At 71.6% G+C, this 20,654-nt stretch carries 14 protein-coding genes; 9 read left to right on the top strand and 5 right to left on the bottom strand.

Going from position 1 to position 20,654, the window contains the following annotated elements; genetic code table 11:
* Positions 1 to 40: 40 nt before the first annotated feature.
* The 3 genes from ABD419_RS15680 to ABD419_RS15670 form a co-directional block, all read right to left on the bottom strand.
* On the bottom strand, positions 41 to 1,951 hold the full coding sequence (locus ABD419_RS15680; RefSeq protein ID WP_344487982.1) for a beta-galactosidase: 1,911 nt from the start codon (positions 1,949 to 1,951) through the stop codon (positions 41 to 43).
* A 99-nt stretch (positions 1,952 to 2,050) separates the two neighbouring features.
* Entirely contained in the window at positions 2,051 to 2,776 is a 726-nt protein-coding gene (locus ABD419_RS15675) for a type 1 glutamine amidotransferase (protein ID WP_344487980.1), read from the bottom strand.
* Positions 2,777 to 2,807: 31 nt separating this feature from the next.
* The gene (locus ABD419_RS15670; RefSeq protein ID WP_344487978.1) at positions 2,808 to 4,052 is read right to left on the bottom strand and encodes a Mur ligase family protein; all 1,245 of its coding nucleotides are present in this window, start codon (positions 4,050 to 4,052) and stop codon (positions 2,808 to 2,810) included.
* A gap of 579 nt (positions 4,053 to 4,631) precedes the next feature.
* On the opposite strand from ABD419_RS15670, the gene mraZ reads away from it, so the two are divergent.
* From mraZ to ABD419_RS15645, 5 genes are all read left to right on the top strand, one after another.
* The gene (gene mraZ / locus ABD419_RS15665; RefSeq protein WP_344488047.1) at positions 4,632 to 5,063 is read left to right on the top strand and encodes a division/cell wall cluster transcriptional repressor MraZ; all 432 of its coding nucleotides are present in this window, start codon (positions 4,632 to 4,634) and stop codon (positions 5,061 to 5,063) included.
* Between the two features lie 16 nt (positions 5,064 to 5,079).
* On the top strand, positions 5,080 to 6,051 hold the full coding sequence (rsmH, locus tag ABD419_RS15660) for a 16S rRNA (cytosine(1402)-N(4))-methyltransferase RsmH (protein ID WP_344487976.1): 972 nt from the start codon (positions 5,080 to 5,082) through the stop codon (positions 6,049 to 6,051).
* Positions 6,048 to 6,626 carry a cell division protein FtsL gene (gene ftsL, locus ABD419_RS15655; protein ID WP_344487974.1) on the top strand — a complete coding sequence of 193 codons (579 nt, stop codon included), beginning with the start codon at positions 6,048 to 6,050 and terminating at the stop codon, positions 6,624 to 6,626. The genes rsmH and ftsL overlap by 4 nt, the downstream gene beginning before the upstream one ends.
* A 7-nt stretch (positions 6,627 to 6,633) precedes the next feature.
* Positions 6,634 to 8,877 carry a peptidoglycan D,D-transpeptidase FtsI family protein gene (locus ABD419_RS15650; protein WP_344487972.1) on the top strand — a complete coding sequence of 748 codons (2,244 nt, stop codon included), beginning with the start codon at positions 6,634 to 6,636 and terminating at the stop codon, positions 8,875 to 8,877.
* Between the two features lie 133 nt (positions 8,878 to 9,010).
* Positions 9,011 to 9,925, top strand: coding sequence for a proteasome assembly chaperone family protein (locus ABD419_RS15645; RefSeq protein WP_344487970.1), 915 nt, complete (start codon positions 9,011 to 9,013; stop codon positions 9,923 to 9,925).
* Positions 9,926 to 9,980: 55 nt separating this feature from the next.
* Here the strand turns inward: ABD419_RS15645 and typA are convergent, their stop codons facing one another.
* Positions 9,981 to 11,855, bottom strand: a complete 1,875-nt coding sequence (typA, locus tag ABD419_RS15640; protein ID WP_344487968.1) for a translational GTPase TypA — start codon at positions 11,853 to 11,855, stop codon at positions 9,981 to 9,983.
* Positions 11,856 to 12,031: 176 nt separating this feature from the next.
* Here typA and gsmA point away from each other — a divergent pair, with 176 nt between their 5' ends.
* From gsmA to ABD419_RS15620, 4 genes are all read left to right on the top strand, one after another.
* Complete coding sequence (gsmA, locus tag ABD419_RS15635; RefSeq protein WP_344487966.1) at positions 12,032 to 13,093, top strand: sporangiospore maturation cell wall hydrolase GsmA; 1,062 nt, start codon at positions 12,032 to 12,034, stop codon at positions 13,091 to 13,093.
* Positions 13,094 to 13,297: 204 nt separating this feature from the next.
* Positions 13,298 to 16,273 (top strand): excinuclease ABC subunit UvrA, encoded by a 2,976-nt coding sequence (gene uvrA / locus ABD419_RS15630; RefSeq protein ID WP_425556074.1) that lies wholly within the window; start codon positions 13,298 to 13,300, stop codon positions 16,271 to 16,273.
* Positions 16,274 to 16,645: 372 nt separating this feature from the next.
* The gene (locus ABD419_RS15625; protein WP_344487965.1) at positions 16,646 to 17,254 is read left to right on the top strand and encodes a prepilin peptidase; all 609 of its coding nucleotides are present in this window, start codon (positions 16,646 to 16,648) and stop codon (positions 17,252 to 17,254) included.
* A gap of 169 nt (positions 17,255 to 17,423) precedes the next feature.
* Positions 17,424 to 17,825 (top strand): hypothetical protein, encoded by a 402-nt coding sequence (locus ABD419_RS15620; protein ID WP_344487964.1) that lies wholly within the window; start codon positions 17,424 to 17,426, stop codon positions 17,823 to 17,825.
* Positions 17,826 to 17,998: 173 nt separating this feature from the next.
* On the opposite strand, the gene ABD419_RS15615 is transcribed toward ABD419_RS15620, so the two are convergent.
* The gene (locus tag ABD419_RS15615) at positions 17,999 to 20,593 is read right to left on the bottom strand and encodes a glycoside hydrolase family 9 protein (RefSeq protein WP_344487962.1); all 2,595 of its coding nucleotides are present in this window, start codon (positions 20,591 to 20,593) and stop codon (positions 17,999 to 18,001) included.
* Positions 20,594 to 20,654: the final 61 nt, after the last annotated feature.

The raw sequence follows: 20,654 nt of genomic DNA, 5'->3' as shown, positions 1-20,654 counted from the left end.
AGCGTATGGCCCGCCTCGGCGGAGGCGGGCCGAAACGGGCCTATTGGGGCTTCTTGTCGACCGCCCAGGACCCGGCCGGGACGATGACGTGCCCGACCTGCGCCTCCTGCTCGGTGTGGTTGACGATGAAGCGCCATTCGCCGCGGTCGACGACGTCGAGGCCGGGCCCGCCGGGGCCGGTGAGCTCGAGCTCCTCGAAGAGGCGGTCCCAGGCGTCGTCCCCGAGCTTGCAGGAGACGTACCAGGCCTCGCCCTCGCCGAACGGGTTGACGGTGACGGCGGGCTGCCCCTCGACGAGGTCGCCGGTGGCGTACTGGGTGACGCACTGGGCGCCGCGCAGCTCCACGAGCTCGCAGAAGCGCTCGGCGGCGCCGAAGTTCCACAGCGCGCGCCGCTCGCCGGCGGGCTGGGGGAGGTGCTCGGTGACGCGGACGCCGAACAGGTCGGTGAGGCCGCCGAGGTAGCCGTCGAGCCAGACCTGGCAGTGCTCGTCGACGGCGCCGGTGAGGTAGGAGGCGACGAGGCGCCCGCCGCCGGCGGTGAACCAGCGCAGGTTCTCGGCGGCGGCCCGGCTCAGCACGTACGTGGTCGGCGCGATCACCGTCGAATACTTCGACAGGTCGCCCTCGGGGGACGCGAAGTCGGCGACGACGCCGCGGTCGCGCAGGACGCGGTGGATCTGGGCGACGTTCTCCAGGTAGTCCACGGGCGCGGGCAGGTGCGCCCCGGCGGTGGCCCACCACGACTCGGGGCTCCACAGGATCGCCACGCTCGCCTCGACGGGCCCGGCGACGGTGTGCGCGATGCCGGGGAGGGTGTTCCCGAACTCGGCGACCTCGCGGAACATGCGGGTGTGCTTGCCCGCGTGGGGGAGCAGGGCGGAGTGCCACTGCTCGGCGCCGCCGCGCCCGGCCCGCCACTGGAAGAACATGGCGCCCTTGGAGCCGCGGCTGATGTGGATCATCGAGTGCCGGGCCATGCGGCCGGCGGCCTTGGCGATCGCGCCGTCCTTGGAGTGGATCGTGGCCGCGGCCTGCTCCATGAGGAGCCAGTCGCCGCCGCCGGCCCAGGACCGGGAGAGGTCGGCGTGCATGGCGCTCTGCTGCTCGGCGCGCTGGTCGGGGGCCGAGGGGTAGGAGTCGAACGCGATGAGGTCGACCTCGCCGGCCCACCGCCACGGGTCGACCGGGACCCACTGGCCGAACACGAGGTTCGTGGTGATCGGGACCTCGGGGCTCGCCTCGCGCAGGAGGTCGCGCTGCTCCTTGTAGTGCTCCAGCATGGCGTCGGAGGTGAAGCGCTTGAAGTCGAGCTCGTGGGCGGGGTTGGCGAGGTACTGGGTCGCGCGCGGGGCGAGGATCTGGTCCCACTCGCCGTAGTGCTGGCTCCAGAACGAGCCCCACCACGCGGCGTTGAGCGCGTCGAGGCTCGCGTACTTCTCCTCCAGCCAGGCCCGGAACGCCCGCTCGGCGTGCTCGGAGAAGCTCATGGAGCCGTACTCGTTGTGCACGTGCCACATCGCGAGCGCGGGGTGGTCGGCGTACCGCTCGGCGAGGGCGGCGGCGATGCGCCGGGACGCCTCCCGGTAGGCGGGCGCGCAGACGTCGTACGTGTCGCGCGAGCCGTGGACCTGCCGGACCCCGTCGGGCCGGGTGTTGAGCGCGTCGGGGTGCGCGAGGGTGAACCACGGCGGGGGCGAGGCGGTCGGGGTGGCGAGGTTGACGCGGATGCCGCCGGCGTGGAGCTTGTCCAGGACGGTGTCGAGCCACGCGAAGTCGTACTCTCCTTCGCGCGGTTCGAGCCGCGCCCAGGAGAAGACGCCGACGGTGACGAGGTTGACGCCGGCCTCGCGCATGAGGAGGACGTCGTCGTCCCAGACCTCCTCGGGCCACTGCTCGGGGTTGTAGTCGCCGCCGTAGCTCAGGCCGTCGAGACCTCGGGGCCAGTCCATGGGTCCTCCGCGCACGAAAAGGGGTCAGTTAGTTGTCAAGCAAAACTAACTGGGTCTGGGTGTTTTGCCCAGCCTAATGTGAGCGGATCGCGCGTCCCGCTACTGGGCCGCGGTCTGGAGCGCCTGGAACCGCTCCGAGCGCAGCCGCTCGGGCCACGTGTCGTCGAGCGGCGGCAGCTGCGAGGGGTCGACGCCGACCGCCCACGCCAGCAGCAGGTCCGCGAGCTTCGGGTTCCGCGCCAGGCCCGGGCCGTGCATGTACGTGCCGATGACGTGGCCCGCCCAGGCGCCCTCGGTCGCGCCGTCGTTGCCGACGCCGGCCGTGACGCGCGCGAGCGGCTGCACGGCCTCGCCGAGGTGCGTGCGCCCGCCGTGGTTCTCGAACCCGGTGATCGGGCCGATGCCCAGCTGTGGGTGGGACTCGCCGGCGATCTCGCCGACCGCCCGCGAGGGGCCCCGGTCCGAGCGCAGGTCGAGGATGTTCAGGCCCTCGTAGGCCCGGCCGTTCGCGTAGAACGAGGAGCCGAGGAGCTGGTAGCCCGCGCAGATCGCGAGGATCGGCTTCCCGGCCTCGGCGGCGCGGCTGAGCGCGCCGTCCTGGAGGAGCCGGTCGGCCGCGACGGCCTGCGGGCCGTCCTCGCCGCCGCCGATGAGGTACATGTCCGCGGTGTGCGGGATGTGCTGGTCGCTGCGGATCTGCATCGGCTCCACGTCGATCCCGCGGGCGCGGGCCCGGTGGGCCAGCACCAGGAGGTTCCCCCGGTCCCCGTAGGTCGACAGGAGGTCCGGGTAGAGCCAGACGATGCGCAGGGTGCTCAGTGCCACGGTCGGTCGCTCACTTCCTGGGAGGCGCGGTCTAGTTGACCCGGTTGAATTCGGCCCGGACGTCCTGGAACGCCGTGTAGTTCGCGACGACCTCCACCGGGCCCGGCGGCACCGCCGCGATCGCGGCCCGGATGTCGTCCACCACCAGGAAGTCGACCCCGTCGACCTCGAGGCGCACGGCCAGGTCGGTGCGGCGGTCGCCGGTGACGACCACCTTCCGGCCGGCCAGGGAGGTGAAGTCCACGTCGTAGATCCACGAGGTGTCGAACCCGTCGACCTCGCGCGCGTTCAGCGACAGCACCACCGGCGGCACCGGGTCGATCATGTCGAACGACTCCAGCCAGCCCGCGGGGTTCTTCGCCAGCAGCAGCCGCAGGTGGCGGCCGTCCCGCTCGACCTTCGCGTACCGGCCGGCGACCGAGGCGACCTCGGAGAGGCGCGGCGCGGCCTGCGCCGGGTCGACCCCGAACAGGCTCGCGATCGCGAGCGCGGTCGCCGCGTTCGCGCGGTTCACCCGGCCCGGGAGCTGGAGGTGCAGGTCGTAGCGGCGCCCGTCCGGGCCCACCACGGCCTCGCCCTGGTGCGCCACCGACCACTGCGGGCTCGGCCGGTTCAGGCCGCAGTTCGTGCAGCGCCAGAACTCGCCGAAGCGGTCCAGGTGCGCGCCGCAGTTCGGGCAGATCGCCGAGTCCGCGGTCCAGCTCTGGCCCGCCGCGACCCACACGACCCGCTCGCACACCGACGCCGCCCACACGATGAGCGGGTCGTCGGCGTTCGCGACGATCGTGGTCTGACCGGCCGAGGCCTGGAGCGTCTGGCGCCACTTCGCGGCCAGCGCCGTCACCTCCATGGCCCGGTCCAGCTGGTCCCGGGAGAGGTTGAGCAGCGCCACGACCTTCGGGCGGGCCGCGTCCAGCAGCTGCCCCAGGTAGTGCTCGTCGCACTCGAGGGTCGCGTACTCGGCCTTGGGGGCCTTCGCGAGCGCCGTCGTGTGCCCGGTCGGCATGTTCGCGCCGAACGAGTTGGTGGCGACCCGGCCGATCGCCTCGAGCGCGGCCGTCGTGAACCGCGTGGTCGTGGTCTTGCCGTTGGTGCCGGAGATGAGCACCACGTGGCGGCCTTCGGCGAGGAGTTCGAGGAGCCGCGGTTCGACGATCAACCCGACTCGGCCGCCGATCACCGACCCGTCGCCCCGGCCCGTCGCGCGCGAGAGCGCGGCCGCGGTCCGAAGCAGCGTGGTGGCGAACTTCGCGCGTGGGGTCAGGCTCGCGCTCATACGGGCTCTCGCTTTCGTCTTGATCGCACTAGGCGTGCTCCTCGAACGACCGTGCTTCTCCAACGACTATGCACAAGAGTTTGTCACACGGTTCCCCGCTGGCGTGACGAGTGGCCGGTCGCCGTGAGGCCGCCCGCGTCCGGCGGACCCGGTGCAGTGACGGACGCGAATGCCCTTGCCCCGCCGCGGCGGTCGCCGCGACCCCGGGACCGCCGCGCCCGCCGCCGCCGGCGGGCCGCTCACTCCACAGTGACCGATCGCGGACCGCCCGTGCCCGCTCTCGGTCGCGCAGCGTGCGGACGCCGTCGCCGAACGTCGGATCGCCTGCGCCCCATGCCACTCGGAGGAGTGAACAATGAGTGAAACTCACCTTTCGCGCCCCCTGTTGCGCAACCGTCACTCCACTGTCCTCCACCACCGCTGACCAGCCGCGACGCCGCACCCAACACGGATGCCACGCGGAAACAACCCCCATAGGTGGGGGAGAGTGGAGTAAGGTGGGGCGCAATGGCGGGGCAGGTGACCCGTCACAGCGGTCGGGGAGGCCGCGCAGTCTGAGAGTCACGGGGGGTGGCGCCGATGTTCCTCGGCACCCATACCCCGCGCCTGGACGACAAGGGCCGCGTCATCCTTCCCGCCAAATTCCGGGAAGGACTGGCGGAGGGAGTCGTGATCACGAAGGGCCAGGAGCGCTGCCTCTACGTGTTCCCCGAAGCCGAGTTCGCTCGCATCGCCGAGAACCTCCAGCAGGCCCCCATGTCGAGCAAGACCGCCCGCGCCTACACCCGGGTGTTCTTCGCCTCGGCCCACGACGAGGTCCCCGACAAGCAAGGCCGCGTCACCATCCCCCAGCGCCTGCGCGACTACGCCGGACTCGACCGCGACCTGGTCGTCATCGGCGCCTCCAACCGGGTCGAGATCTGGAACGCCCCGACCTGGGACGAGTACCTGGAGGCCTCCGAGGAGGCCTTCGCCGACATCGAAGAGGGCGACCTGCCCGAAGGACTGTGAGAAGGAGGTGAGCGGAATGAACGACGCCCCCCACGTGCCCGTCATGCTCGACGAGGTGCTCGACCACCTCGCGCCCGCCGCGTCCCGGCCCGGCGCGCTGGCGGTCGACGCCACCCTCGGCGCCGGCGGCCACTCCGAGGCGCTCCTCACCGCGCACCCCGGGCTCACACTCATCGGGGTCGACCGCGACCCGAACGCCCTCGAACTCGCCTCCAAGCGCCTCGCCGGCTTCGGCGACCGGTTCATCCCGGCCCGCGCCGTCTACGACGAGATCCCGGACGTCTTGCGCGCCAACGGCTTCGCCGCCCTCGACGCCGTGCTGTTCGACCTCGGCGTCTCCTCGATGCAGCTCGACCAGCGCGAACGCGGCTTCGCCTACAGCCAGGACGCGCCCCTGGACATGCGCATGAACCCCGACGACGAGCTCACCGCCGAGACCGTGGTCAACACGTACGCGCCCGGCGACCTCGTGCGCATCCTGCGCACGTACGGCGAGGAGAAGTTCGCCACCCGCGTCGTCAGCGCCATCGTCGACGCCCGCGGCAAGGCCCGCATCACCTCCACCGGCCGCCTCGCCGAGCTCGTCAAGGACGCCATCCCGCAGGCCGGGAAGCGCACCGGCGGCAACCCCGCGAAGCGCACCTTCCAGGCGCTTCGGATCGAGGTCAACGGGGAACTGGAGACGTGGGAGCGGGCCCTGCCCGCCGCCCTCGACGCCATGAACCCCGGCGGCCGCGTGGTCGTCATGTCCTACCACTCGCTCGAAGACCGCATCACCAAGCAGGAACTGGCCAAGCGCGCCAAGTCCAACAGCCCCGCCGGACTGCCCGTCGACCTCCCCGGCACCGGACCCACGTTCCGACTCCTCACGAAGAAGGCCCAGCAACCGACCCAGACCGAACTCGACCGGAACCCGCGATCGGCGCCCGCCCGGCTCCGCGCGGCCGAACGCATCGCACCGTCCACACGAGCAGGAGGCGCACCATGAGCGACCAGTACCGTCGCGCGCAGGCCGACCCCGAGGAGATCATCAAGGCCGCCCGACGCCGGGCCCGCGCCGCGTCCTCGCGGCGACGATCCCTCGTGGGCGACGCCGCCGCCGACGCCTCTGCCTTCGACGGGAACCTGGCGGTCCAGCCCGCCCCGGTCGAGACGCCGGTCGAGGCCCCCGCGGCCCCGGCCGCGCCGCAGCGCGAGACGGTCGTCATCCCGCGCACCACGACCGCCGAGCGCCCGGCCGCCAAGCCGGCGCCCGAGCCGGTCGAGGTGCCGCGCCCGGCGTTCGTCGGCGGCATCGTCGGCCTGGTCGTCGCGGGCATCGTGGGCCTGCTGCTGCTCAACACGGTCATCAACGAGGACGCCTACCACCTGCAGGAGCTGCGGACGCAGGCGAACGACCTGGACCAGACCGAGCAGGCGCTGGCCGACGAGCTGACGACCCTGAACTCGCCCAACAACCTGGAGGCCGAGGCCTCCCGGTTCGGCATGGTCCACCCGGACATGGTGACGTTCCTGTACCTGCCCGACGGCGAGACCGTCGAGGTGCCCTGGAACAAGGATTAGGAGTTCGATGACCGAATCCGACCCCAGGCGGCGCCGCGACCCCTCCTCGATCAGCCGGGCGCGCCGCTACACGCCCCGCGGGCGGACCGTCCGCGAGGCCGCCGAAGCGGGAGAGGACAACCGGGCCAGGGAGAACGGGGCGCGCGACCGCGAGGCCGCGCGCCGCGAGCGCAACCGCGCCGCGGCCGCCCAGCAGGACGACGGGACCGAGGACCTCGCGGCGAAGCGCCGCCGCGAGGCCGCGGCCCGTTCCCGCGAGCGGCGCCAGCGCGAGACCGGCGCCGTCCCGCCCGAGCCCCGCGAGTCCGCCCCCGCCTCCACCCGCACCTCGACCACCCGCCGCACGGGCGCCGCCAAGTCGGAGCCCGTGCGGCGCACCGGTACCGTCCGCGCGGGCACGGCCCGCCGCACCGCGACCGCCGGCCCCCAGCGGCGCGCGACCTCGCGCCCGACCTCCCGCGTCACCGGGCCCGTCAAGGCCGTCCCGGTCAAGCCGCTCCCGCACCTGCCGCGCCTGGGCAGCCCGCGCCGGCGCCTGCGCATGGCGTCGGCGTTCGTGATGGTCCTCCTGGTCGTCTCGGGCGTGCGCCTCATCCAGTTGCAGGTCACCGACTCGGCGGCGTACGCGGCCGAGGCGATGAACCAGCGCCTGACCACCGAGCCGCTGCCCGCCGAGCGCGGCGCGATCCTCGACCGCAACGGGAACCGCCTCGCGTACTCCGTGGAGGCGAACTACATCGCGGTCGACCCGGTCATGGTCACCGGGGACGCCGGGGAGCTCGCCGCGAAGCTCGGCCCGCTCCTGGCCCGCACGCCGTCCGAGCTCGAGCCGATCATCGCCACGAAGGAGACCCCGCAGGGCGAGCCGATCCGCTTCGCCTACCTCCAGCGCGGCGTCGACCTCGCCATCGGCGACCAGATCCGCGAGATGGAGAACCCGGGCCTGGTCATCGGCGACGACGAGCGCCGGGTGGTGCCCGGCCGCGACCTCGCCGCCAACGTCCTCGGCTTCACCGGCGGCGACGCCGGCGAGGGCCTCGTCGGCCTGGAGGCCGCCTACAACGACTGGCTCACCGGCACCGACGGCGAGGTCTCGTACGAGCGCAGCCAGTCCGGCCAGCCGATCCCCGGCGCGTTCTACCGCGAGGAGGAGGCGGTGCCGGGCAAGGACATCCAGCTGACGCTCGACGCCGACCTGCAGTTCCAGGTACAGAACATCCTGGAGCGGACGGTGACCGACCACGACGCCCAGTTCGGCTCGGCGATGGTCATGGACGTCGACACCGGCGAGATGCTCGCGATGGCCTCGACCCCGACGTACGACGCGGCCGACCCGTTCGACGTCGAGAGCGACGAGGCGTACCGCGACTACGGCACCCAGGCCACAGTGGACCCCGGCTCGATCCACAAGGCGATCGTGTTCGCGGCGGCCCTGGAGGAGGGCTGCATCGAGCCCGACGGCACCATGCACGTCGAGCAGTCGATCAACAAGGGCGGCACGAACTACACCGACACGTACGAGCACGGCAGCGCCGAGCTCAGCCTGGCCGGGATCATCGCCCAGTCCTCGAACGTGGGCACCATCCAGCTCGCCGACTGCATCGGCAAGGACAAGCTGTACGAGTACCAGCGGGCGTTCGGCCTCGGCGAGGCCACGGGCGTGGGCGTCGCGGGCGAGGCCTCGGGCATCCTCCAGCCGCCGGACAACTGGTCGGGCACCTCCGAGGGGTCCGTCCCGATCGGTCACGAGGGCACCGCGACGATCATCCAGATGGCGGCCCTGTACGCCGCGATCGCGAACGACGGCGTGTACGTACAGCCGACGCTCGTCGACCACCTGATCGGCGCCGACGGGAACGTCGTCGAGGACGACGACGAGCCCCGGACGCGGCGGGTCATCTCCACCGAGACGGCCCAGGACCTCCAGTACCTGCTCCAGGCGCCCATCGCGGCGGAGACGGGCACGGGCCGCAACGCCGAGCTCGAGAACTACCACCTCGCCGGCAAGACCGGCACGGGCGGGCTCGTGGTCGACGGCGAGTACGCGCCGGGCAACGTGGCCTCGTTCGTGGGGTTCGCGCCGGCCGAGGACCCGCAGTACGTGGTGGCGGTCAGCGTCTACGTCCCCGGCGGGGGCGGCGGCGGTTCCACCACCGGCGAGGCGTTCAAGGAGATCAACGAGTTCGCGTTGGGCTACTTCGGGGTTCGCCCCGCGACCGACCCGGCCCCGGAGTTCGACGTCTGGGGGTGAGGCCCGGCGGCCCGCCCCCGGCCGGTGCGCGCACGAAGGCGTGACGCCGCTCCGAAACCTCCCCGGAGGGGGAATCGGCGGTCGGCCTCCGGCGTTAGCATCGAAGGCGTCAAGGAAGAAGGAGCCGATTGTTTTGAACGATGACCCTTGGGCACTGTGTGAAGTCCTCGCCGAGCCGCCGGAGGCGCGTGGCGCGGTCATGCTGCACTTCCTCGACGGGTTCATGGACGCGGGCCAGGCGGGGCGAGGGGTCGTGGACCACCTGTTCAAGACCCTCGAGCACACACCGGTCGCGTCCTTCGACGTCGACCAGCTCATCGACTACCGCTCGCGGCGGCCGAACCTGACATTCTCGATCGACCGCTGGTCGGACTTCGAGGCCCCGCAGCTGGTCGTCTACCTCATGCGCGACGCCTCCGACCGGCCGTTCCTGCTCATGACCGGCCCCGAGCCCGACTTCGCCTGGGAGCGGTTCGTGGACTCGGTCGAGGACCTCATCGAGCACTGGCACGTCCCGCTGACGCTGGGCTTCCAGGGCATCCCGATGGGCGTCCCGCACACCCGCTCCCTCGGCATGACCGTGCACGCGACCCGGCCCGAACTCGTCTTCGACAACCGGCCCGTGTTCAACGAGGTCACCGTCCCCGGGAACGCCGCGGGGCTGCTGGAGTACCGCCTCGGGGAGTCCGGCCGCGACGCGATCGGCCTCTCGGTGCACGTGCCCCACTACGTCATGCAGATGACCTACCCGGCGGCCACGATGCGCCTCCTCGAGGGCATCCGCGAGGCCACCGGCCTCGACCTGCCCTCCGACGAGGACCTCGAACTCGAACGCGCCCAGGTGGACTCGGACATCGCCGAGCAGGTCGCCGAGTCCGACGAGGTCGCCGACGTGGTCAAGACCCTGGAGGAGCAGTACGACTCCTTCACCGAGGCCGCCGACGCCGACGAGATGCTCCAGGAGGGGCGCATCCCGACCGCCGACGAGCTCGGCGCGGCGTTCGAGAGCTTCCTGGCCGAGCGCCAGCGCGGCGACGACGACAAGTAGCGCCGCAACGCGAAGCGGGCCCGACCTTCCGGTCGGGCCCGCTCGTTCGTTCCTCTTAGCCGTTGCCGTGCTTGGCCCGCGAGGTCGCGCGGCCGCGCTCCTTCTGGTCCAGGACGACCTTGCGGATGCGCACCGTTTCGGGGGTCACCTCGACGCACTCGTCGTCGCGGCAGAACTCCAGCGACTGCTCCAGCGACAGCAGGCGCGGCGGCACCACGTTCTCGGTGGAGTCGGCCGCGGCCGCGCGCATGTTGGTGAGCTTCTTCTCCTTGGTGATGTTGACGTCCATGTCGTCGGAACGCGAGTTCTCGCCGACGATCATGCCCTCGTACACCTCGGTGGTCGGGCCCACGAACAGGACGCCGCGCTCCTGGAGGTTGATCATCGCGAACGCGGTGACCGCCCCGGCCCGGTCGGCCACGAGCGAGCCGTTGTTGCGGGTGCGCAGCTCGCCGAACCAGGGCTCGTGCTTCTCGTAGATCGAGTGCGCGATGCCCGTGCCGCGGGTCTGCGTCAGGAAGTCGGTGCGGAACCCGATGAGGCCGCGGGAGGGCACCAGCCACTCCATGCGGACCCAGCCCGAACCGTGGTTCGTCATGGTCTCCATGCGGCCCTTGCGGGTCGCCATGAGCTGGGTGATCGCGCCCAGGTGCTCCTCGGGGGAGTCGATGGTCATGCGCTCGACCGGCTCGTGGGTCTTGCCGTCGATCTGCTTGGTGACCACCTCGGGCTTGCCGACGGTGAGCTCGAAGCCCTCGCGGCGCATCTGCTCGACCAGGATCGCCAGGGCCAGCTCGCCGCGGCCCTGCACCTCCCAGGCGTCCGGACGCGCGGTCGGCAGGACGCGGAGCGAGACGTTGCCGACCAGCTCGCGCTCCAGGCGGTCCTTCACCTGGCGGGCGGTGACCTTGTGGCCCTTGCCGCCTTTGCCGACCAGCGGCGAGGTGTTGGTGCCGATGGTCATCGAGATCGCCGGCTCGTCGACGGTGATGAGCGGCAGCGCGACCGGGTTCTCCGGGTCGGCGAGGGTCTCGCCGATCATGATGTCGGGGATGCCCGCGATCGCGCAGATGTCGCCGGGGCCGGCCTTCTCCGCCGGCTTGCGGGTGAGCGCCTCGGTCATGAGCAGCTCGGTGATGCGGACGTTCTGCTGGGTGCCGTCGCGCTTGATCCACGTGACGGTCTGGCCCTTGCGCAGCTCGCCCTCCTCCACGCGGCACAGCGCGATGCGGCCGAGGAAGTTGTCGGCGTCGAGGTTGGTGACGTGGGCCTGGAGCGGCGCCTCGGGGTCGTACTCGGGCGCGGGCACGTGCTCGATGATGGTGTCGAAGAACGGCTTCAGGCTGTCCGAGTCCTCGGGGACCGTGCCGTCCTTCGGCTTGTTCAGGGACGCGACCCCGTCGCGGGCGCAGGCGTAGACGATCGGGAACTCGATCTGGTCCTCGTCGGCGTCCAGGTCCAGGAAGAGGTCGTACGTCTCGTTGACGACCTCGTCGATGCGCGCGTCGGGGCGGTCGGTCTTGTTGATGCACAGGATGACCGGCAGGCGGGCGGTCAGGGCCTTGCGCAGTACGAAGCGGGTCTGGGGCAGCGGGCCCTCGGAGGCGTCGACCAGGAGGACCACCGCGTCGACCATGGACAGGCCGCGCTCGACCTCGCCGCCGAAGTCGGCGTGGCCGGGCGTGTCGATGATGTTGATGACCATCTCGGAGCCGTCGACCGGGTTGGCGTAGTGGACCGCGGTGTTCTTCGCGAGGATGGTGATGCCCTTCTCGCGTTCAAGGTCACCGGAGTCCATGACGCGGTCGTCGACCGCGGCGCCCTCACGGAAGGCGCCCGCCTGCTTGAGCATGGCGTCGACGAGCGTGGTCTTGCCGTGGTCGACGTGGGCGACGATGGCGATGTTTCGCAGATCAGAGCGTGTAGACACGACGACCATTGTCGCTTAGTGAGCCGCTCCACCTGGCGTCAACCCAGGTGATCGCGGCCACCCCCGCCCGGCGAGTCTCAGAGCCTTGTTCACATTGTCGCTTTGCATGACAGATCATCCGCGCTTTCATACACTGCCGTGTTATGGGCGTATTCCATATAACCATCCGATTCGTTATGGTTCTCGCGCTCGCCGCCGGAGCGATCCTCGTCGGCGCGCTCCCTTCCTATGCCAAGATCACCGGCGCGATCGTCTCGACCACCTCGGGCACCGTCAACGTGCGCTCGGGGCCCGCCACCGACCAGAAGACCGTCGGCACCCTGGAGAAGGGCGCCAACCCGGAGGTCTTCTGCAAGGCCCGCGGCGAACTCGTCGCCGGGCACGTGCGCACCTCGCCGACCTGGCTGCGCATCGGCACCGACCGCTGGATCTCCAACGGCTACATCGCCTGGTCGCCCTCCCAGGACGTGCCCTGGTGCTCGGCCGCGACCAAGGCCCCCACGGCCTCCACCGTCACCACCGGCGGCGGCGAACTCAACGTCCGCGCCGCCGCCTCCTCGGGCGCCGGACGCCAGGGCGGCCTCGCCAACGGCGCCGGCGTCCTCGTCCAGTGCCAGGTCTGGGGCCAGCAGGTCGACGGCACCGCCGGCAAGTCCGGCGTCTGGTACAAGGTCGGCGACAAGCGCTACGTCAGCGCCGCCTACATCAAGTGGAGCGCCGGCCTGCCCTGGCTCGGCTGGTGCGGCCAGGACCCGCCGTCCGTCCCGCGCGGCGGCGACCAGGGGTTCATCGACGCCCACGCCGCCGCGGCCCAGGCCAGCGACCGCGACACCGGCGTCCCCGCCTCCGTCACGCTCGCCCAGGCCATCCTGGAGACCGGCTGGGGCCGGGGCGCGCTGGCCCGCGAGGACCACAACCTGTTCGGCATGAAGTGCTTCGGCTCGCCCGGGGACCACGCCCTCGGCTGCCGCGACTACGCCACGTTCGAGTGCAGCCCGACCGGCGGGTGCTTCGACATCGACGCCACGTTCCGGGCCTACGCCTCGGTCGAGGACTCCTTCCGGGACCACGGCGACCTGCTGTCGAACTGGTCCCGGTACGCCACCGCGATGGACCACGCCGACGACGCGAAGCGGTTCGCCCGCGAGGTGCACAAGGCCGGGTACGCCACCGACCCGAAGTACGCCGAGAAGCTCATCGGGATCATGGACGGCTACGACCTGTACCGGTTCGACTGAACCGCCTGCGCGAGGCGGGCCGGGGCGTGCGCCCCGGCCCGTTTCCGCTGTCGGCGAAGCTTGAGTGAAAGCTCACAGTCAGGGCGGTATCCGCAGCTCGGAGCGAGGTAACCTCGACGGGCGGCCCGCCGCCGGCGCGACTCCGGCGACTGTTCGAACAGCGGGCCTCCCAGAACTGTCGGACCCGAAGGTTAGATTCCCACCGTGGCCAACGAGCACTCACCGATCGATCCGAAACCGCACACCGCATCCGGGCGGCACGCCGCGGGCACCATCGTCGTCAGGGGCGCGCGCGAGCACAACCTCAAGGACGTCGACCTCGACCTGCCCCGCGACTCCCTGATCGTCTTCACCGGCCTCTCCGGCTCGGGGAAGTCCTCGCTCGCGTTCGACACGATCTTCGCGGAGGGCCAGCGCCGCTACGTCGAATCGCTCTCGGCCTACGCCCGCCAGTTCCTCGGCCAGATGGACAAGCCCGACGTCGACTTCATCGAGGGCCTCTCGCCCGCGGTCTCGATCGACCAGAAGTCGACCTCGCGCAACCCGCGCTCGACGGTCGGCACCATCACCGAGATCTACGACTACATGCGCCTCCTGTACGCCCGCGTCGGCGTCCCGCACTGCCCGCAGTGCGGCGAGGAGATCGGCCGCCAGTCGCCGCAGCAGATCACCGACCAGATCATGGCGCTGCCCGAGGGCACCCGCTTCCAGGTCCTCGCGCCCGTGGTCCGCAAGCGCAAGGGCGAGTTCGTCGACCTGTTCGGCGACCTCCAGCAGCAGGGCTACGCCCGCGCCCGCGTCGACGGCGAGGTCTACGCGCTCACCGACGTGCCCAAGCTCAAGAAGCAGGAGAAGCACGACATCGACGTGGTCATCGACCGCCTCGTCGTCAAGCCCTCCTCGATCCAGCGCGTGACCGACTCCGTCGAGTCGGCGCTCGGCCTCGCCGACGGCGTCGTGGAGCTCGACTTCGTCGACGTCGCCGAAGGCGACCCGGCCCGCACCCGCCGCTTCTCCGAGAAGCTCGCGTGCCCCAACGACCACCCGCTCCAGCTCGACGAGCTGGAGCCGCGCACGTTCTCGTTCAACGCGCCCTTCGGCGCGTGCCCGGTCTGCCACGGCCTCGGCATGCGCAAGGAGGTCGACCCGGAGCTGGTCATCCGCGACCAGGAGGCCACCATCCGGGCCGGCGCGCTCGCGCCGTGGTCCTCGGTCGGCATGGGCGACTACTTCCTGTACCAGATCGAGGCGCTCGGCGAGGCCGTCGGCTTCGACGTCGACACCCCGTGGGCCGACCTGCCCAGCGGCGCCCAGAAGGCCGTCCTCTACGGCTACGACGAGGTCCTCCAGGTCGCCTACCGCAACAAGCGCGGGCAGCGCCGCTCCTACGAGACCCGCTTCGAGGGCGTGGTCCCCTGGGTCGAGCGGCGCCACACCGAGACCGACTCCGAGTGGACCCGCGAGAAGTACGAGCAGTTCATGCGGGAGATCCCGTGCTCGACCTGCGAGGGCACCCGGCTCAAGCCCGAGGTCCTCGCGGTCACCGTCGACGGCCTCTCGATCCACCAGGTCTGCACGCTCTCGATCAGCGATTGCTCCGCGTTCTTCAACGCGCTCAAGCTCTCCGACCGCGACACCATGATCGCCGCGCCGATAGTCAAGGAGGTCACGGCCCGCCTCCGGTTCCTGCTCGACGTCGGCCTCGACTACCTGACGCTGGCGCGCGCCGCCGGGAGCCTCTCGGGCGGCGAGGCCCAGCGCATCCGGCTCGCCACGCAGATCGGCGCGGGCCTCGTGGGCGTCCTGTACGTCCTCGACGAGCCCTCGATCGGCCTGCACCAGCGCGACAACAACCGGCTCATCGCGACCCTGGAGCGCCTGCGCGACCTGGGGAACACGCTCATCGTCGTCGAGCACGACGAGGACACCATCCGGGTCGCCGACCACATCGTCGACATCGGCCCGGGCGCGGGCGAGCACGGCGGCCACGTCATCTACTCGGGACCGGTCGCCGGGCTCACCGAGGCCGAGGGCTCCATCACCGGCGACTACGTCTCGGGCCGGCGCCACATCCCGGTCCCCGAGCAGCGCCGCAAGCCCGACCCCAGCCGCGAGCTGGTGGTCAAGGGCGCCCGGGAGAACAACCTCAAGGGCGTCGACGTGGCGTTCCCGATGGGCTGCATGGTCTCCGTGACCGGCGTGTCCGGCTCGGGCAAGTCCACGCTCGTCAACGAGATCCTCTACAACACGCTGGCCTCGGAGATCAACGGCGCCAAGCTGGTCGCGGGCCGGCACCGCACCATCACCGGCCTCGACGAGGTCGACAAGGTCGTGGGCGTCGACCAGTCGCCCATCGGGCGCACGCCGCGCTCGAACCCGGCGACCTACACGGGCGTGTTCGACAAGGTCCGCAAGCTGTTCGCGGGCACCCCGGAGGCGAAGGTCCGCGGCTGGGGCCCGGGCCGGTTCTCCTTCAACGTCAAGGGCGGCCGCTGCGAGGCCTGCGGCGGCGACGGCACGCTGAAGATCGAGATGAACTTCCTGCCCGACGTCTACGTGCCGTGCGAGGAGTGCGGCGGGGCGCGGTACAACCGCGACACGCTCAAGGTCCACTACCGGGGCAAGACGATCTCCGACGTGCTCGACATGCCGATCGAGGAGGCCGCGGAGTTCTTCGAGCCGATCCAGACGATCCACCGGCACCTCAAGACGCTCGTGGACGTCGGCCTCGGCTACGTGCGCCTCGGCCAGCCCGCCCCGACCCTGTCGGGCGGCGAGGCCCAGCGCGTGAAGCTCGCCTCCGAGCTCCAGAAGCGCTCGACCGGCAAGACCGTGTACATCCTCGACGAGCCGACCACCGGTCTGCACTTCGAGGACGTGCGCAAGCTCCTCGGGGTCCTCGACGGCCTCGTGGAGAAGGGCAACACGGTCATCACCATCGAGCACAACCTCGAGGTCATCAAGTCCTCCGACTGGGTCATCGACCTCGGCCCGGAAGGCGGCGACAAGGGCGGCTCCCTCGTCGCCGCGGGTACGCCGGAGGAGATCGCCGCGATCGCCGCGAGCCACACCGGCGAGTACCTCCGGCCGCTCCTCGGCTTGAAGGGCAAGGGGAACGGCACCGGCGCCGCCGCCAGGCGCGCCAAGGCCGGCAACGGCAGAGCCGCCGCCAAGAAGTAGCGGCGAGACGAAGCGGGAGCGGCGCGGCCTTCGGGCCGCGCCGCTGTTGCGTGCCCGGCGGTATGTGCGGAACGCGGGGTCGGGCGTGTCGGTTCGCAGTCGCTCCCGGTCGCAACGGTGCCTGCGGGGTGCGACATCGCTGTGCTGCTTGCGGATCGCGGGGTCGGGCGTGTCGATTTCGAGTCGCCCCCGGTCGCAACGATGCCCGGTGGGTGTGACATCGCTGTGCCGCATACGGATCGCGAGGTCGGGCGTGTCAGATCGGAGCCGCCCCCGGACTCAACGATGCCCGGCGGGTGTGACACTCGTCGGGGTGCGCGGGCGGGTGCGGCGATCGGGGGCGGCGGGGCGTGGTGGTGCGAGCATCGGGTGATGGTGCTGTTCGTGGGGGCCGTCGCGGCCGGGGTCGCCGTCGTGCCGGGGTTGCGGCGGGCCGTCGCGGTGGCGACCGCGCGGCGGCCGTCGGTGTGGCTCGTCCTACCGGTGTCGGTCGGGGCGGCGCTGCTGATCGTCTGGCGCGCCACCGGGGTCCTGCACGGCACGGCCCTCGCCCTGGTGGCCGCCGCCGGGATCGCGGCCGGGTGGATCGACGCGTATGAGCGCCGACTGCCCGATGTGCTGATCCTGCCGCTGTACCCGGTCGTCGGCGCGCTCGTCGTCGCCGCCGGCGACCCCGACCGGACGCTCCGTGCCGCGCTCCTCGCCGCCGCCGCGATCGGGCTCTTCGGACTCGGTTGCGCCGCAGGGCAGATGGGGTTCGGCGACGTGAAGCTCGCGGGGCTGCTGGCGCTGGTGCTGGCCTGGAGCGACTGGCGGACGGCCGCCGTGGCGCTCGTCGCCACGGTCGTCGTCGGCGGGGGACAGGCGGCCGCCGTGATCGCTCTGGGCCGCAAGGACTTCCCGTACGGCCCAGCGATCCTCGTAGGAGCGGCGGCGGCGCTGGCCCTCTCCCCGTTCCTGACGCCGGGCGCGGGGCGGTGACCCAGTCGGGGAGGCGACTCTACGGGTCGACCGGTGGCACCGGCGGGGTTGTCACCCGGAGGGGGACGGGATTTCTCAATCTCCCTTGCGGTGGCATTTGAGCGGTTATGTTCATGGCCGACCTGGCACGAATGGGTCACCAGAGACACCGATGCACTGAGAGGTGACAGTGATTCGCTTTATCGCCAAAACCGCCATCGCGGCAGCCGCAGCCGGACTCCTCGCCGCCGGGGCGGCCGCGCCGGCCGTCGCCGCCGCGCCCGCGCCGGCTCCGGAGTCGTCGTACGAGTACGACCCGCAGGACTTCGGCGGCGTCAACTTCCTGTCGAACCTCTGCATCGGCAACTGGAGCGGCGACGTCATCAGCCTGCTCAACGTCGCCAAGAGCGACGTGACCGACCTGTGCAACGGGTGGGACCAGAACCCGAACGGCGTCAACGTCGCCTCGAACATCTGCGCCCTCAACTGGGACTGGAGCAACGCCGCCAGCCTCGGCCTGCTCGGCACCTCCGACGTGGACAAGGTCTGCAACTGGTCGAAGCACCAGAAGCCGCACCACCACCACGACTAGCCGCGTCCTAGCGACCCGGCGGGCACACGTCAAGGGGCGGCCATCTCGCGATGGCCGCCCCTTCGCCGCGCCCCGGGCTCACCCTTCCCGGTGCGGCTGGATCGAAGCTGTTCTTTTATGCGACCCCGTCCCTCCGGGTACCTCGGGGACGGGGACGCAAACCAGCGGTGCCCTTAACCCACAGTGCATCCGATGAACGACGGGGCGACCGCGGGCCGCCCGTCCTTGGCGCCGATGAACCCGAACGTGAAGGTCCGGCCCGGCTTGAGGGCCTTGCCGCCCGCCACGTCGGTGGCGGTCACCTGCTGGCCCTCCTGGTCCAGCTCCACGCTCCAGGAGTGGACGATCGACTGGCCCGTCGGCAGCGTCCACTTGAGCGTGATGTCCTCCAGGGACCGGCTCCCGGTGTTGGTCACCAGGATCTGCGCGTTGAACCCGGTCGGCCACTGGCCGTTGACCCGGTACTCCACCTCGCAGGACGGGGCCGCCTGGACGCCGCCGGACTGGTCGGCCGCGAAGTTCGCGACCTGCGCCAGCGAGGCGTTCCAGTTGATCGTCAGCTCGTTCGTGGCCCACGACCCGATGTCGTCGATGTAGCAGCGCTGCGGCGCGCAGTCGGCGAGCCAGCGCTGCGCCACCGGGTCCCAGGTGCCGGTCATCGAGTTCGGGCCGCCCGAGAGCGTCCCCGCGGGCGGGTTCGGCAGGTTCGGGTCGAGCTGGTTCGCGTACCAGCGGCTGTGCTGGTTCTCTGAGAAGTGCGAGCCGTACCCGGTCACGTAGGAGTTCCCGAGGGCGTTGCGGCCCAGAACGTAGTCGAGCCCGGCGAGGACCCCGTCGCGGTACTGCGCGTCCCCGGTCAGGTCGAAGGCGGTCGCCACGACCACGAGCCGGTTGAGCACGACGCTGTTGGAGCCCCACTCGAAGGTCCCGTTCGCGCCGTATCCGAGGGCCCACGGGTTCGCGGCCTGCTCGGCCAGGTAGTGGTCCGCGCCGGCCACGACCTGCGCCACGACCTCGTCGCGGCCCGGGAGCGCGTTCGGCACCAGCGCCAGGTCCAGCTTGGCGAGCTGCGCCACGTCGCCCCACCAGAAGCCGCCCGCGCTGAAGACGTCGGCGTCGTGGAGTTTCGAGTCGAGCACGAAGTCCTCGTAGGCCTTCTCGCCGGTGGTCAGGAACAGCTCGGCGGCCGCCCAGTAGAACTCGTCCTCGACCTTGGAGTCCCCGTAGGGGCCGCCGCCGTCGGGGCTCGTCTCCGGCGCGTACACGTCGGGGTGCGCCAGCGCCGCGGCCCAGGCGGTCTCGGCCGCCTCCAGGGCCTGCGCCGCGAACTCGGCGTCGTACGGCTCGAACAGGCGGGAGGCCTGCGCGGCCGCGGCGGCCAGGTTCAGGGTCGCGGCGGTCGACGGCGGCTGGAGGTAGCGCGCCTGCGGGTCGTCGGCCGGCATGAGCGGCAGGCCGGTCCAGTGCTCGTCGTGGATCTTGTGGTGCGCCATGCCCGCGAGCTCCTCGCCGGCCGGGACCTGCATCGACATGAGGAACTCGACCTCCCAGCGGGCCTCGTCGAGGACGTCGGGGACGCCGTCGCCGTGCTCGGGGATGCGCATCGACCCGTCGCCGAGGCGGCCGGTGTCGCCGGTCGGGGCGTGGAGCGCCCGCTCGTACACCGACAGGAGCTGCGCGGCCGAGATGCCGCCGTTGACGACGTACTTGCCGTGGTCGCCGGCGTCGTACCAGCCGCCGGTCACGTCGAGCGCGTAGTCGCACGCGCCGCCGTAGCAGGTCACGGCCCCGTCGCCCTGGTTCGGCGCCACGTCCACGTGCCCGGCCTCACGGCCGTACCCGGGCGCGATCGCGTCGTCGATCGCCACGCCCGAGCGCTGCGGGTAGTAGAACGAGATGGCGTCGACCGCCATGTCGCGGTACGCGTCGCCGCCGATCGCGAACGGGTAGGACGTCTCGCCGTCGGCGGTGAGCGTGTAGCCCTCGCCCGCGGCGGTGACGGCCGAGAAGTCGATGACGTGCACCGACTCGCCCGAGGCGGCGTCGGCGCCGTGCGGGGCGGTCGCGCCCTCGGCGACGAGCGCGCCCCCGGCGTCGTGGAGCTGCCACGGGAGCGCGTCGGCCGCCTCGGTCACGAGCGTGGCCCCCTTGGGCCCGTCCTGAAGGTAGGCCACCTGGTTGACGCGGACGCGCGGTCCCGTGTCGGGGTCGTACACGGGCGGTTCGGCTCCGGTGAGCAACTGGACCTCCGATAGGCAGAACTGCCACGGCTCGGCGTGGCGGCCGATCTGGAACGCGAGCTGCGCGTCGGTCCAGTCGGCGCCGGCGGTGAAGGCGAAGCTGAACGCCTGCGCCTCGCTGGTGAGGGTCGGGAACTCCTCGAGCGCGGTCGGCCAGGGGTCGACGGGGCGCTGGACGAGGGCCCGGACGCTCACGTCCGAGGACGCCCGCGCCGTGAACTTGAGCTCGTAGGACTCGCCGGTCGCCAGCGGCAGCCCGTCCTGGCCGACGATGGCGTCCCAGGCGTTGGCGGTGCCGCCGGGGACGTCGATGCACCACTCGCCGGCGTCGACGGCGCCGGCGAGGTTCGCGGTGGTCCACCAGCCGGTGGTCCCGTTCGCGAAGTCGCCGTTGGTGATCAGGTCGGTCGGCTCCTCTTGGGCCTGCGCCGCGGGCGCGGCGGCGGCCGCGCCCAGGGCGAAGGCGGTCGCGGCGGCGAGTGCCAGGTGTCGGCGCCGGGATCGGATCGGTCGTGCGGGTCGGGGCATGGGGGTGCTCTCCTCGCAGGGGTTGGGAGCGATTCCACGCACATCCTGTCATTGATGTACG

This window comes from Glycomyces endophyticus, assembly GCF_039531525.1.
Classification (GTDB): domain Bacteria; phylum Actinomycetota; class Actinomycetes; order Mycobacteriales; family Micromonosporaceae; genus Glycomyces; species Glycomyces endophyticus.
Note: the sequence above shows the minus strand (reverse complement) of the source record. Positions and strands in the feature narration are given on the sequence as shown.

Excerpts from the sequence above, each read along its gene's own strand:
- ABD419_RS15680 (WP_344487982.1), bottom strand. The coding sequence starts at position 1,951 with ATGGACTGGCCCCGAGGTCTCGACGGCCTGAGCTACGGCGGCGACTAC.
- ABD419_RS15670 (WP_344487978.1), bottom strand. The coding sequence starts at position 4,052 with ATGAGCGCGAGCCTGACCCCACGCGCGAAGTTCGCCACCACGCTGCTT.
- mraZ (WP_344488047.1), top strand. The coding sequence starts at position 4,632 with ATGTTCCTCGGCACCCATACCCCGCGCCTGGACGACAAGGGCCGCGTC.
- rsmH (WP_344487976.1), top strand. The coding sequence starts at position 5,080 with ATGAACGACGCCCCCCACGTGCCCGTCATGCTCGACGAGGTGCTCGAC.
- ftsL (WP_344487974.1), top strand. The coding sequence starts at position 6,048 with ATGAGCGACCAGTACCGTCGCGCGCAGGCCGACCCCGAGGAGATCATC.
- ABD419_RS15650 (WP_344487972.1), top strand. The coding sequence starts at position 6,634 with ATGACCGAATCCGACCCCAGGCGGCGCCGCGACCCCTCCTCGATCAGC.
- gsmA (WP_344487966.1), top strand. The coding sequence starts at position 12,032 with ATGGTTCTCGCGCTCGCCGCCGGAGCGATCCTCGTCGGCGCGCTCCCT.
- ABD419_RS15625 (WP_344487965.1), top strand. The coding sequence starts at position 16,646 with ATGGTGCTGTTCGTGGGGGCCGTCGCGGCCGGGGTCGCCGTCGTGCCG.
- ABD419_RS15615 (WP_344487962.1), bottom strand. The coding sequence starts at position 20,593 with ATGCCCCGACCCGCACGACCGATCCGATCCCGGCGCCGACACCTGGCA.